The sequence below is a fragment of the Sorangium sp. So ce321 genome (assembly GCF_051530195.1).
Lineage (GTDB): Bacteria > Myxococcota_A > Polyangia > Polyangiales > Polyangiaceae > Sorangium.
On the sequence record NZ_CP150329.1, the window covers coordinates 11,923,184 to 11,935,706 of the forward strand.

At 74.6% G+C, this 12,523-nt stretch carries 12 protein-coding genes; 5 read left to right on the forward strand and 7 right to left on the reverse strand.

Annotated features, from left to right (window positions below; translation table 11 throughout):
• Nucleotides 1–18 precede the first annotated feature (18 nt).
• From tilS to mnmA, 6 genes are all read right to left on the reverse strand, one after another.
• A complete protein-coding gene (gene tilS / locus WME89_RS44205) occupies nt 19–1,005 on the reverse strand; it encodes a tRNA lysidine(34) synthetase TilS (protein WP_438005584.1) in 987 nt (328 codons plus the stop codon).
• Nucleotides 1,002–1,268: a hypothetical protein gene (locus tag WME89_RS44210; RefSeq protein ID WP_438005585.1), complete on the reverse strand. Its 267-nt coding sequence runs from the start codon at nt 1,266–1,268 to the stop codon at nt 1,002–1,004. The genes tilS and WME89_RS44210 overlap by 4 nt, the downstream gene beginning before the upstream one ends.
• A 77-nt stretch (nt 1,269–1,345) precedes the next feature.
• A complete protein-coding gene (locus tag WME89_RS44215) occupies nt 1,346–2,734 on the reverse strand; it encodes a class I SAM-dependent RNA methyltransferase (protein WP_438005586.1) in 1,389 nt (462 codons plus the stop codon).
• Nucleotides 2,735–2,786: 52 nt separating this feature from the next.
• Entirely contained in the window at nt 2,787–5,006 is a 2,220-nt protein-coding gene (locus WME89_RS44220) for a serine/threonine protein kinase (RefSeq protein WP_438005587.1), read from the reverse strand.
• Between the two features lie 190 nt (nt 5,007–5,196).
• Entirely contained in the window at nt 5,197–5,850 is a 654-nt protein-coding gene (locus tag WME89_RS44225) for a hypothetical protein (protein WP_437658182.1), read from the reverse strand.
• Complete coding sequence (gene mnmA, locus WME89_RS44230) at nt 5,847–6,974, reverse strand: tRNA 2-thiouridine(34) synthase MnmA (protein ID WP_438012048.1); 1,128 nt, start codon at nt 6,972–6,974, stop codon at nt 5,847–5,849. Before mnmA ends, WME89_RS44225 begins: the two co-directional genes overlap by 4 nt.
• Before the next feature lie 207 nt (nt 6,975–7,181).
• On the opposite strand from mnmA, the gene WME89_RS44235 reads away from it, so the two are divergent.
• Entirely contained in the window at nt 7,182–8,543 is a 1,362-nt protein-coding gene (locus WME89_RS44235) for a response regulator (protein ID WP_438005588.1), read from the forward strand.
• 21 nt (nt 8,544–8,564) lie between these two features.
• Here the strand turns inward: WME89_RS44235 and WME89_RS44240 are convergent, their stop codons facing one another.
• Nucleotides 8,565–9,164, reverse strand: coding sequence for a CPBP family intramembrane glutamic endopeptidase (locus WME89_RS44240; protein WP_437620826.1), 600 nt, complete (start codon nt 9,162–9,164; stop codon nt 8,565–8,567).
• 93 nt (nt 9,165–9,257) lie between these two features.
• Between WME89_RS44240 and purQ the strand changes: the two genes are divergently transcribed.
• From purQ to WME89_RS44260, 4 genes are all read left to right on the forward strand, one after another.
• Entirely contained in the window at nt 9,258–9,980 is a 723-nt protein-coding gene (purQ, locus tag WME89_RS44245; RefSeq protein WP_438005589.1) for a phosphoribosylformylglycinamidine synthase subunit PurQ, read from the forward strand.
• Nucleotides 9,977–10,774: a zinc ribbon domain-containing protein gene (locus WME89_RS44250; RefSeq protein ID WP_438005590.1), complete on the forward strand. Its 798-nt coding sequence runs from the start codon at nt 9,977–9,979 to the stop codon at nt 10,772–10,774. The genes purQ and WME89_RS44250 overlap by 4 nt, the downstream gene beginning before the upstream one ends.
• Nucleotides 10,752–12,056 (forward strand): DNA methyltransferase, encoded by a 1,305-nt coding sequence (locus WME89_RS44255; RefSeq protein ID WP_438005591.1) that lies wholly within the window; start codon nt 10,752–10,754, stop codon nt 12,054–12,056. The genes WME89_RS44250 and WME89_RS44255 overlap by 23 nt, the downstream gene beginning before the upstream one ends.
• Nucleotides 12,057–12,163: 107 nt before the next feature.
• Nucleotides 12,164–12,505 carry a hypothetical protein gene (locus WME89_RS44260; protein ID WP_438005592.1) on the forward strand — a complete coding sequence of 114 codons (342 nt, stop codon included), beginning with the start codon at nt 12,164–12,166 and terminating at the stop codon, nt 12,503–12,505.
• The last annotated feature ends 18 nt before the right edge of the window (nt 12,506–12,523 follow it).

A 12,523-nucleotide genomic window follows, 5' to 3' on the forward strand; every position in this document is an offset into this window, starting at 1 on the left:
GGGTGGGGGTGCATGCGGTCAGGCCCCGCGACGTGTGGACCTGTCCTCGATAAGCACGCTGGACTCCTCTGGAAAGCCCAGGGCGATCTCTCCGCCGCCGCGAACCCGGACGCGCAGCGGCCGCCCGAGCTTGCGGGCCCGCTCGATCGCGAAGCGCTGCGCCCGACCGAGCGAAATCGACAGCGGATCATCGCCGTTGAGGACGGCCGGATCGCCGTCCGAGGGGCGCTCTCGCCCGGCGACGAGCATGTCCGAGAGCGCGCAGAGGTGCTCGACGATCGCCGGAGACAGGTCCTCGAGGAGCGGGAGCAGCTCGCGACGGACGCGAACGCGGGTGAAACGGGGGTCCGCATTGCTGGGATCTTCCGCGAATACAAGCCGGTGTCGGTCGAGGTGGGCGAGGACGTCGGCGCGGCGGGCCTGGAGCAACGGGCGGATGAGCTCGACCTCCGCTGCCGCGCCCAACGCCTCGCCGGCGAGGTCGCGCGAGAGCGGGGCGCGCGGCGGCAGGACGGCCAGCCCGCGCGGGCCCGCGCCCCGCAGCAGGCGCAGCAGCAGCGTCTCGGCCCGGTCGTCGGCGGTGTGGCCGGTCGCGATCGCGCGGGCGCCGTGGGCCGCCGAGGCCGCCGCCAGGGCGGCGAACCGGGCGGCGCGCGCCCTGGCCTGGAGGTTCGCGCCGGGAGCGACGTCCACCCGCGTGGTCGAGAAGGGGACGCCGAGCCGCTCGGCCAGGTCGCGCGCCAGCGAGAGCTCGGCCGCGGCCGCGGCGCGGAGGCCGTGGTCGACGCCGTGCGCGACGACCTCATGGCCGATCCGCCGCCGGAGCAGCGCCAGCACGTGCAGCAGCGCGCTCGAGTCGGGGCCTCCAGAGCAGGCGCAGAGGACCACGTCGCCGCGGGCGAACAGCCGCTCGTCCCGGATCAGCCGCTCGGCCAGGCGGATCAGCGACGGGGGGTGCGAACGGCCGCGCCGGGGCGGCGGGAGGGGTCCGGGAGGAGGGCTCATCGCAGCTCGAATGCCTTGCAGAAGATGACCTCGTCGCGATCGTCGAGGGACCGGCTCACGTGCGGCGCGACCGGATAGCCGAGCGAGCAGCGCGGCGCCCGGCCGGGGGGCGCGGCGTCGCGCTCGTCGCGCTCGTCGCGCTCGTCGCGCTCGTCGTGCTCGTCAGATTCCGCGGGATCGAACGACGCGCAGTCGGGGCACGCGAACACGAGACGATAGCGTCGCGCCTCCTCGCGGAGACGATCGTCGAGGTGGTGAATCATCTCCGGCAGCGTAGCGCAAGCCGCCGGCCGGAGGCCCCGCGCGGCCCTCCGGTCCGTCCAGGCGCGGCGCGGGCAGCTCAGCGAGCGGACCGACGGGCGCGGGAGAGGCGGACGATCGACTCGATATGGCTCGTCTGAGGAAAGAGCTCGACCGCCTCGATGTCGGTCATCTCGAAGCCGCCGCGGAGGATGCCGCCGAGATCGCGCGCCAGGGTGGCCGGGTCGCACGAGACGTAGACGACGACGCGCGCGCCCGAGGCCGCGATCGCGCGCGCCGCACCGGGAGCCCCGGCGCGCGGGGGATCCAGCACCACGACGTCGGTGCGCGCCGGGATCGGGTACTGATCGGCGTCCGCCTCGATCACCTTGCCGGCGAGACCGCGAGCCGCGAGGTTCTGGCGGAGGCACGCGACGGCCTCGGGCGACAGCTCCACCGCCGTGAACGACGCGAGCCCCGAAGCGCCCGGGGCCGCGGCCTCGGCTGCCGCGGCAGGTCGCGGCCCGCCGCGCGCGAGGAGGACCGAGAGCGTCCCGCTCCCGGCGAACAGCTCCACGAGGTGCGGCGGCCGCGTGGAGTCGAGGTGAGCGAGCTCGGCGGCGCGGCGGGCGAGGACGGCGGCGCCCTCCTCGGACGGCTGCCCGAAGCCGCCCGGCGGAAGGAGCAGGGGCGAGCCGTCCGCTCCCAGGATCGTCGGCCGCGGATCTCCGAACGACGCGGCCTGGCGCGCGCCATCGAGCGTGACGCGGGCGCCGGCCCACGCGCCGCGCGCGGTGCGCTCGTCGAGCAGCTGCCACACGGCCGGGGGGAGCTGGCCGCGCCACAGGATCTCGACCACCGGGCGGCCCGATGCGCCCTGCGAGAGGAGGAGCTCCCCCTCCCCCACGGCGCCGCGGAGGAGGCTGGGCAGCTCGCCGGCGAGCGGCGCGATCGCGTCGCCCAGCACCAGGCAGCGGTCGATCGCGACGACGGCGTGGGTCCTCGGCGCGCGGTAGCCGACGCGCACCTCGCCGCGCTCCGCGCGCGCGAACAGCCGCGCCCGCGAGCGGTAGCCGAGCGGCAGGGGCGCCGGATGCACACGGATGGGCGGCAGCTCGGCCTCCGCCAGCGAGGTCGCCCGCGCGATGGCTTGCCGGACGATCTGCTCGTGCGCGGCCTGCTGCGCCTCGACGCGGACGTGCATCCAGTCGCAGCCGCCGCAGGCGTCCGCGAACCGACAGGGCGGAGCGACGCGGTCGACGCTCGGCTCGACGACGCGGACGAGCCTCCCCCTCGCCGGGCGCGCGCTCCGATCGAGCTCGACCTCGACGAGATCCCCCGGCGCCGTGGCCGGCACGAACACGACCTCGCCCGCGAGCCTGCCGATCCCGGCGCCGCCAGCGGCCAGCGCGTCGATGCGCAGCTGAGCTCGCTCGCCGGCGCGGGGCCGCGCCCCGGCACCGCTCGAGCGGCGGTGAACAGCCTTCATCTCGCCATCGTAACGCGCGCAGGCCCGGCTGGCTGGGGTGGACGAGCGCAGCTCAGGAGCTTCGCCGAGAGGAGGGCAAGACCGCCCTCGCGCCCGCCCCCTCGAGCGCCCCCTGCACGCCGGAGTGCAGCTGGCCCGTGGTGGCCGCGCCGCTCGTCGGGGCGGGCGGCGCGGGGAGCACGTCGACCCCCTGCGCCGGGATGGGCTGCACGGTGTTCGTCTTCATGTAGATCAGCGCGCCGATGCCGATGACGCACAGGGCGGTGAGGGTGATGACGGCGACGAGCACGAGCGTGTTCCTGCTGTTCCCCTTGGACACGGCGTCCTGCGTGGCGGCCCAGATGGCCGCCGGATCGGGGCGCGGCAGGGAGAGCGCTGTCTCGATCTGCGACTGCGGCGGCTGCGCGGCGGCGGCGGGCGCGAAAGGCTGAGCCTGCCCCAGCGTCGTCGAGGGCGGCGGCGGGAAGGCCGGCGCCGGCGCGACGCCAGGGAGCGCAGGGGCCGGGGCATAGCCCTGGCCATTGAACGGAAGCGCATACGGAGCGGCGCCTGGCCTCTGCGGCGGCGCGGCGAAGGCGGGCGCTCGGTTCCCCTGCGCGTGGCGCGATGGATCGCTCGCGCCGTGCGACGCCGGGGGCGGCGCCTGCGGCGGGAGCGCGAGCGTGGACGCGAGGGGGCTGTCCAGCCCCCGGTCGAGGAGGCGCCCTGGAGGGAGCGGGGCGAGCTCGCCCGTGTCGAGATCGAGCGGTGGCGGGTACTGGGCCGACGTTCGCGGCGGCTGAGGCGTGTTGTGACGGCCCTGCGCGTGCGGCTGGCCCTGGTACGCGGGCGAAAAGCCAGGCCGCCCCGCCGAGAAGGTGGGCTGGGCCCCGAACTGCGGGGGCGCGGCGGGCGCCCGCTCGGGCGCGATGCCGGCCGCGGGGCGCACCGTCGGGCGCTCGCCGTTCGGGAGCGGTCGCGCCGGCTCGGCGTGCTCGCGCGTCGCGACCGTCGTCGGGACATCCTCGTCGTCGTCCATCAGCGACGAGGCCGACATCTGCCTGTCGACGGCGTCCCTCGCTGGCGTGCGCCCGACCGGCGCGATCCCGCTCGCCGGCGCGGCGTTGCGCCGCAACACCTGGGGCGGCGTGAGCCGCTGCGAGGGCTCGGGCTCCCGGCCGCGGCTGCGGAGGCCCACGCTGTCCGTGGCCGTGGTCGAGTTGCGCCCGCGCACCTGCTCGACGTTGATGGTGGACGTCACCTCCGCCGCCCACGCGAGGTGGGCCTCGCGCTTCTGGATGCGGTCGGCAAACACCTGCTGCACGAACTGGGCGACCTCCTCGGAGCCGACGAATACCCCGCTCCTCATCAGGAAGCTCTGCAAGGCCCGGGAGAGCTCGCGCGCTGTCTGGAAGCGATCCTGCCTGTGCTTGGCGAGCGCCTTCATGACGACGCTCTCCAGCTCGATCGGATAGTCGGGCACGATCGTGGACGGCGGCGGGACCACGCAGGCCTGCACCTTCTCGAGGGTGTCGAGATCCGTGTCCATCCGGAACAGGCGCTGGTTCGTCGTGAGCTCCCAGAGGACGACCCCGAGCGCGAACACGTCCGTCGTGCGATCGACATCGTTGCCGCGCACCTGCTCGGGAGACATGTAGGCCAACTTGCCTTTCAACGTCCCTGCACGGGTGGACGACAGCCGATCGGCCACCTTGGCGATGCCGAAATCGACGACCTTCGTGTAACCGTCGTAGGTCAGGAACAGGTTGTGCGGCGTCACGTCGCGGTGCACCAGACCGAGCAGCTGGCCGTTCTTTCCGCGCAGCTCGTGGGCAGCGTGAAGCCCCTCTGCGGCATCGGAGCAGATGCGCGCAGCGAGCTCGGGCGAGATGCGCAGCCGGCGCTCCTCCGCGCGGCGCATCACCTCCCGGAGCGGCTCGCCGTGGAGGTACTCCATGGCGATCCAGTAGGTGTTGTCGTCCTTTCCGAGATCGAACACCTGCGCGACATTGGCGTGGTTGATGCCAGCCGCGATCCGCGCCTCGTCGAGGAACATGTCGACGAACTGATCGTCCTCGACCAGGTGAGGGTGGATCCGCTTGATCGCGACCCACTTTTGAAAGCCGCCCGGGCCATCCATGCGAGCGAGGTGGACGCTCGCCATTCCGCCCACCCCGATCTCGTCGACCACGCGGTAACGGCCCAGGAAGTAGGTCCCCTGCTGCTTCTCGGGCTCCTTCGCGCGCGCTTCAGTCGATGAATTGGTCGACCCGGGGCTTGGAGGTCCGCCCATTCGTGATGCGGGTCGAGGCGGGGGTTGGGGCATGAGCGGTCACTACTTTACCGCGAGTTCGCGGCGCTTTGCCATGTCGTCTCGGCCGAGAGACCGAGCAGATGGTCAGCTTCAATCCACTGCGGCGCTGAAGGTTATTGTCCTGACAGGTAGGACACCGCCAGAGACCCAGGACGGAGTCGCGGCGAGCTCAAGGGAACGGCTGCCCGGGTTGACCCCGCTCGAAGTAGAAACGGAAAGCCCCGGTGACCCGTGAGAGAAGCTCCTGTGGGATGGCATCCGCTGGATTGCCGAGGCCGGCGTCGCGCGGGTCGCCGACCCAGATGTCGAACGTCGCGTCCGTGTACTTGTCGACCGCGTCCGTCTCGTTCGGATCGCCGCTGAACAGCGCCTGGAACTTGATGGTCCCGTCCACGGCGTAGAGCATCGTGTTCTGGTTGTGGCACGACCGCTGGAGGTAAAGCGCCATGTGGACGAGCGGAGCGAGCCCGGCCGGCTTCGGCGTCGGCGGGGGCGAGCCCGGCAGCTGGACGCCGGGCGGGAGCCCGACGCTGAGATCGACGTCGAGCTTGTTCACCTGACCGTCCCCACGGATGACATCGACGTCGTCGATGAGGACGGCGAGGCCGTCCGAGATCTCCTGGAGGTCGCTGCCCCGCTGCACCCGGATCTGCAGCGTGGAGCGGTAGGGGACCGCGGCGAAGAAGTCGGGGCGCATGTCGTAGCTGTCGTCCCAGCAGTTCGCGGCGCGCAGCCGCGAGCTGTAGACCTCGCCCTCGCCCTGCCCGAGCGAGCAGCCCAGCGAGAAGGCGCAGACGAACGGCGCGAGCAGGTAGGCCCTCACGACAGCACCTCCGAGCGAAGGGCGGCCTGGATGCGGCCGCCGCCGATCACGCGGTCGCCGCGGTAGACCACCGCCATCTGACCGGGGGAGACCGCCCGCACCGGGCTGGCGAAGCGCGCGACGAAGCGCTCCGCGCCCGTCGCAGGGTCGCGCCGCCGCTCGATGACGCCGGGCGCCGCCTCGTGCCGCGCGCGCACCCGCACCTCGGCATCGAGCGGGAACACCGCGTCGTCGCACCACACGGCGTCGGTGATCTCGGCGCCGGTCGCGTAGAGATCGGCCTCGTCGCCGAGGCGCACCGCGCCGGACGCCGCGTCGAGGCCCACGACGAACGCAGGGCGGCCGAGCGAGACGCCGATGCCCTTGCGCTGGCCCACCGTGAAGCCGTGCACCCCGCCGTGCGACCCGACCACGCGGCCCTCCCGATCGACGATCGGGCCGGGCCGGAGCCGGTCCGCAGCGCGCTCGGCCACGAACGGCGCGTAGCGGCCGGAGGGGATGAAGCAGAGCTCCTGGCTCTCCCCCTTCTCGGCGCCCGGGAGCCCGCGGGCGACCGCCTCGGCGCGCACCTCGTCCTTGGTCGAGTCGCCGAGCGGGAAGAGGAGCCGCGACAGCTCGTCCGACCGGAGCATATGCAGGAAATAGCTCTGATCCTTGTGCCGATCGCGGCCGCGGTAGAGGCGGGCGGCGCCCTCCTCCACGACGACCCGCGCGTAATGGCCCGTCGCGACCCACGAGACGCCCAGCCGCTCCGCGAGCGGGAACAGCTCCCGGAGCTTGACCGAACGGTTGCAGGCCACGCACGGGCTCGGCGTCTCGCCCGCGAGGTAGGCGTCGACGAAGGGATCGACGACGTGCTCGCGGAACAGGGCGCGGCGGTCGAACGTGTAGTGCGGGATCCCGAGGTGGTCAGCGACCCTGCGGGCGTCGTGCTGATCCTCGGGCGCGCAGCAGCGGCTCTTGACGCTGCCGTCGTCGGGGTAGTCCCAGAGGTGCAGCGTCACGCCGACGACATCGTAGCCAGCGTCGCAGAGGCGCGCCGCGGCGACCGAGGAGTCGACTCCGCCGCTCATCGCGATGAAGACGCGAGCCCCCGGGGAGGCCCGCTCGCCGGGCCGCACCATGCCGTCGGCCTCTCGGACAGGACTTGCCATTTCCGTTCTTATAGCGTGAATCCCTCGCCGCGGTCGGGCGCCGCGGGCGAAAGCGCTCGGGGGTCGGGCGCTGGCGCGGGGGCTGGCGCGGGCGGGGAGAAACCAGGCTGATGATCAGACCGGCTCTCCGCCATTCACCCTTGGCCACCCCCGCGGCGCGCGTGTACCGTCTGCCAGATGCCGAGCGGGGTCGTGCTCGTGATCGAGGACGAAGAGTATGTCGCGGACCTGCTCGCCACCGCGATCCGCGAGGCGGGCTACGAGGTCATCTTCTGCGCCACCGCGGAGGCCGGGCTCTCGACCGCCTGCACCCTGGAGCCCGAGTGCATCGTCTGCGACATCGGCCTGCCGGACCACGACGGCTACTGGGTCGCGCGCAACGTCCGCACCCAGCCGTCGCGGGTGTCCGTCACCCCCTTCCTGTTCCTCTCCGCGCTCGACGACCAGCAGTCGCGCCTCGAAGGCTTCCACGTGGGGGCCGACGTCTACATGACCAAGCCGTTCCGGGTCAGCGAGGTCGTCGCCCAGATCGGCGCGCTCGTGCAGATGGCGTCGCGCCTGCGCCTGCGGCGGGACAGCCTGATGTCCATCCCGGCCTCCGTCGATCAGACGGCGATCGAGGGCGACCTCAGCCATATGTCGATCGCGACCGTCCTCACCGTCCTCGAGATGGAGCGGCGGTCGGGCGTCTTCGAGGTGACCAGCAAGAAGCGGCGCGCTCAGCTCGACATCGCCGAAGGGTGCATCGTCCAGGGCACCGTGGGAGGCACGCGCGTGTCGGCGCTCGCCGCCCTCCGCACCATGCTGGGCTGGAAGGTCGGGCGGTTCGCGTTCATCCCGGGCAGCCGCCCCGTGCCGTCGGAGCGAAAGTCCATCGCCGCCTACCTGCTCGAGGCGACCCGGCTGGAAGACGAGAGCACCCGCGTCGAGCTGGAGATCCCGCCGTCGCGCCGCCGCCCGGAGCCCCGGTTCGCGACGACAGCGCTCGGCGGGCCGTCGTCCCTGCTGGAAGACGTGGCGCCGCCCTCGTCGCGCGCGCCGCGCTTGAACGACAGCGCGGCGATCGAGGAGCGCCTGCGCCTCGGCCCCGGCGTCACGCCGCGCAAGGGGCCCGACAGCGCGGTGTCCATCTCTGAGGCGCCGCACGCGCCGCCGTCGCTCGATCTGAACTTCGAGCTCGAGCCCGCGCCCGCAGGGACGCCCCCGACGCTGCGCTCGCTGGCCCGCATGGCGAAGCCGCCGTCGAGCCGGCGCGGCGCGGAGGCGGAGAGCGAGCCGCCCACGCTGCCGCGCGGCCAGGGCCGCACCTCCGCCTCGCGACCGCCGTCGCGCCGGTCGGCCGCGCCGCCGCCATCGCCGAGCGGCGAGGACGAGGACGAGCTGGAGTGGGCAGAGATGGACGCGCATCCCCACGCGACCCTCGCCCCCCCGGCGACCCAGCGGGCGAGCCTCCACGCCCCGCCCCGGGCGAGCGCCGTCCCCCAGCCGCCGCGGCCGGTGCCGCCCAGGCCGCCGCGGCCAGACTCGAAGAAGCGCTGAGGACCGGCGCGCGGCGCGCCGTCAGGCTTCCACGTGGTCCGGGTCGTGGTCGCGCAGGTAGCTCAGGTTCACGGCGTTCACGACGGCGTGCGAGAGGAGCGGCCCGACGAGCGAGCCCGTCGCGGCGAAGATGGCGCCGAGGCCCGCGCCCACGCCCACGGCCCAGCCCACCCACACCCAGCGGCTCGGACCGCGCATCTGGTGCACCAGGCCGAAGACGAGCGCGCTCAGCAGCACACCGAGGAGCGGCGTCAGCAGCCCGCGGAAGAGCAGCTCCTCGCCGAGGCTCGAGAGGCCCGCGAGCAGCAGGATCTGGCCGAGCGAGAGCTCCCGCGCGACCGGGCGGAGGTCGGCGTGCAGGCGCCGCGCCCAGACGAACCGGGCCACGGCGACGCGGGTCATCACGACGACCCCGGCCGCGAGCGTGAGGCCGAGCGCGGCGCTCACCAGCAGCGCGGCCAGCGGGCGCAGGGAGAGCCAGGGGCTCGGGTGGATCCACGGCCATCCATCCCGGAGCACCAGCGCCAGCGAGATCGCCAGAGCCGCGAGGACGAGGTAGCCGGACGCGACCCGCAGCGTCGCGTCGGTCCGGCCGGTCCGCGCCCATCGTCGCGAAGCCATGTCCCATCATGGCACGCCCCCGGAACCCGGTGAAGCGGCGCGCGCCGTCAGGACCCCTGGCCGAGCGCCGGCAACCGGACTACGTGGACGGCCATGCACGCGACCGTGGTCATCTTCCCGGGCTCCAACGCCGATGCCGAAATGATCCATACCCTCCGCGACGTGCTGCAGGTGCGCACGTCGACCGCCTGGCACCGCGACGCCGAGCTCCCCGCAGGCACCGACCTCGTCGCGATCCCCGGCGGGTTCTCGTACGGCGACTACCTGCGCTGCGGCGCCATCGCGCGCACGAGCCAGATCGTCCCCGCCATCCGGCGGCACGCGGAGCGCGGCGGCCTGGTGCTCGGCGTCTGCAACGGCTTCCAGATCCTCACCGAGGCGGGGCTGCTCCCCGGGGCCCTCACCCGCAACGCGCACCTCCGCTTCGAGTGCCGCGACATCTTCGTGACGCCGCGCGCGGAGGGGCCGTTCACGAGCGGCCTGCCTCGGGTGCTCCGCCTGCCGATCGCCCACGCCGAGGGGCGCTACCAGGCGGATCCGGCGACGCTCCGCAAGCTCGCCGAGGATCGCGCCATCGCGCTCCAGTACTGCGACCGTGAGGGGGTGGTCGGCGGCGACGCGAACCCCAACGGATCGGCCATGGATATCGCCGGCATCTACGGCGGGCCCCGCCGCAACGTGCTCGGGCTGATGCCCCACCCCGAGCGGATGAGCCAGCCCTTCCAGGGCTGCGCGGACGGGCGTGCCCTGTTCGACGCCGTGCTGCGCAGCGTGAGCGGCTCCCGCCCGGCGTCCGCCGCCGCGAGCGCGCCGTGAGCCAGGCTTCGTCCGGCGCCGCCCGCTGCCGCGTGTGCGCCGCGGCGCTCGCGCCGGGGAGCGCTCGCTGCCCGCAGTGCGGCGCGGACCAGGGCGCCGAGGCGTGCCCGCACTGCGGCGGCGTGGCCGGCGTCTCCGCGCACGCCGAGCTGCGCTTCCGGTGCGACGTCTGCGGCGGCCCGCGCGTCCCCGTCACCGACGCGCGCGTCGAGCGGTCGGGCCGCGAGGTGCCGCTGCTCCAGAAGGCGCGCGCCGCGGCCTCCGCGCGCTCGGTCTGGCGCGCGGCGGGCATCGCCGCGAGCGCGCTGTTCGGCTTCGAGGTGCTCCTGTTCGCCGTGCTGCTGCTCGTCCTCAGCGCGAGCTTCGGGCTCTTCGCCGCGGGCATCCTGACCATGGCGCCCGTCGCCCTCTTCGCCCTCTGGGCGTTCCGGCGGGCCAGGTCGCGAGGCCAGGACATCGCGCCCGCGCTCGACGCCGCGTGGGTCTCCGTCGCGTCCGACGTCGCCCGCCAGACCGAGCGCCCGCTCACCGCCAGCGGGCTCGCCTCGACCCTCCGCATCGGCGAGTCCCAGGCCGAGGAGCTGCTCGCGCTGCTCGAGGTGAACGACGTCGTGCGCGGCGCGGTGAGCCCCGCGGGCGAGTTCGGCTACGCGCCGAAGCTGCGCGTCGGCGCGGCGCCGGCGGGCGAGGCCGAGGCCCACGCGCTCGCCGCCGAGGAGGAAGCCTTCGCCGCCGGGCGCGCCGCCGAGCCCCTGGCCCAACGGACCGCCCATGTCGACCCCACGAAGCGCTGATCCCAAGCCGAAGCCAGGCCCCCCGCGACAGAAGCAGGCCCGCCCGGCCCGGCCCGCGCCGCCGGAGCGCCGCGCCCTGACCAACGTCGGCGGCGCGACGCTGCTCGAGGGCGACCCGACCGACGCCGCGATGCTCGCCCACGCGCTCGACGTGGCCAGCTCGAGCGCCGCGGAGGAAGCGGCGCGCGCCCACGTGCACGGGTTCCACAGCTACCCGGCCCGGATGCACCCGGACACGGCCCGCCGGCTCATCGAGGGGCTCTCGCGGCCGGGCGAGCGCGTGCTCGACCCCTTCTGCGGCAGCGGCACCGTCCTCGTCGAGGCCCGGCTCGCGCGCCGCGCGGCGCTCGGCGTCGACGCGAACCCCCTCGCCGTGCGCCTGGCCCGGCTCAAGGTGCAGGGCAGCACCCCGGGCGAACGCGAGCGGCTCGTCGCCGCCGCCCGCGAGGTCGCGGCCGCGGCGGACGAGCGCCGCAAGGCGCGCTCCGGCCCGAGCCGCCGGTACGGCCCCGAGGACGTCGCGCTGTTCGAGCCGCACGTGCTGCTCGAGCTCGACGGGCTCCGCGTCGGCCTCGATCGCCTCGCGGGCCACGGCGCCGAGGCGCTGCGCGAGGATCTCGAGCTCGTCCTCTCGGCCATCCTCACGAAGCTGAGCCGCCGCACGTCCGACACGTCGGAGCACGAGCTGCCGCGGCGGATCGCCGCCGGCTATCCGGCGCGCCTCTTCGTCCGCAAGGCCGAGGAGCTCGCGCAGCGCCTCGCCGACGTCGCCGCGCCGCTGTCCGCGAGCCCGCCCGCGGTCGTCGAGGAGGGCGACGCGCGCGTGCTCCGCGGCGTCGAGCCCGGCTCGGTCCACCTCGCCATCACCTCGCCGCCCTACCCGGGCGTCTACGATTACCTCGCCCACCACGAGGCGCGGCTGCGCTGGCTCCGGCTCCGGAGCGCCCGCTTCGAGCAGGACGAGATCGGCGCCCGCAGGCACCTCGATCCGCTCGGCCCCGAGGCCGGCCGCGCGCGCTGGCGCGAGGAGCTCGGCGGCGTGCTCCTCGCGCTCGCGCGTGTCCTCCGGAGCGGCGCGCCGCTCGTGCTGCTGCTCGCCGACAGCGTGGTCGCCGGCGCGCCGGTCTACGCGGTCGACGTGGTCCGGGCCGCGGCGTCCGGCGCGCGCTTCGCGGTCCGCGCGGTCGCGTCGCAGCCGCGCCCCCACTTCCACCGCCCCACCGCGCGCGCGTTCCAGCGCCGCCCGCGCCACGAGCACGCCATCCTGCTGATCCGCGGCTGACCCGCCGGAAATTGCCCCGAGGCGCGGGCGTGTGGCAGGGTGCCCGGCCTCGATCAGGGCGCGAGACGGCCGGCGGCTGCCGCCGGCGGCGCCCCGGGCGCGCGACGATGGCGAGAGCTCTCCTTTCACTCCTTCTGTGCGGCGCCTCCGTCCTCGGCTGCGGCAAGGCAGGCGGCGGCCCGGGGAAGACAGATCTCGACAGCACCGGCGTCGACGCGTGCGACAGCTACCTGTCCGCGATGCTCACCTGCGCCGGCGAGCTGCCGGCGGAGACCAGGAAGGGCCAGGAGGCCGCGATCCGCATCGCGCGCGACGCGCTCGAGGCCAGGGCGGAGGCCGACGACGCGTCGCTCGCGGGCGACGCGCGGGCGGAGGCGCGCGGCGCCCTCGAGGCCGCCTGCAAGCAGATGGGCGACGCGGTCCTGGACCGCGCCGCGTGCCGCCGCTGATCGACGCTGATCGACCGG

Excerpts from the sequence above, each read along its gene's own strand:
- tilS (WP_438005584.1), bottom strand. The coding sequence starts at position 1,005 with ATGAGCCCTCCTCCCGGACCCCTCCCGCCGCCCCGGCGCGGCCGTTCG.
- WME89_RS44210 (WP_438005585.1), bottom strand. The coding sequence starts at position 1,268 with ATGATTCACCACCTCGACGATCGTCTCCGCGAGGAGGCGCGACGCTAT.
- WME89_RS44215 (WP_438005586.1), bottom strand. The coding sequence starts at position 2,734 with ATGAAGGCTGTTCACCGCCGCTCGAGCGGTGCCGGGGCGCGGCCCCGC.
- WME89_RS44220 (WP_438005587.1), bottom strand. The coding sequence starts at position 5,006 with ATGGGCGGACCTCCAAGCCCCGGGTCGACCAATTCATCGACTGAAGCG.
- mnmA (WP_438012048.1), bottom strand. The coding sequence starts at position 6,974 with ATGGTGCGGCCCGGCGAGCGGGCCTCCCCGGGGGCTCGCGTCTTCATC.
- WME89_RS44235 (WP_438005588.1), top strand. The coding sequence starts at position 7,182 with ATGCCGAGCGGGGTCGTGCTCGTGATCGAGGACGAAGAGTATGTCGCG.
- WME89_RS44240 (WP_437620826.1), bottom strand. The coding sequence starts at position 9,164 with ATGGCTTCGCGACGATGGGCGCGGACCGGCCGGACCGACGCGACGCTG.
- purQ (WP_438005589.1), top strand. The coding sequence starts at position 9,258 with ATGCACGCGACCGTGGTCATCTTCCCGGGCTCCAACGCCGATGCCGAA.
- WME89_RS44255 (WP_438005591.1), top strand. The coding sequence starts at position 10,752 with ATGTCGACCCCACGAAGCGCTGATCCCAAGCCGAAGCCAGGCCCCCCG.
- WME89_RS44260 (WP_438005592.1), top strand. The coding sequence starts at position 12,164 with ATGGCGAGAGCTCTCCTTTCACTCCTTCTGTGCGGCGCCTCCGTCCTC.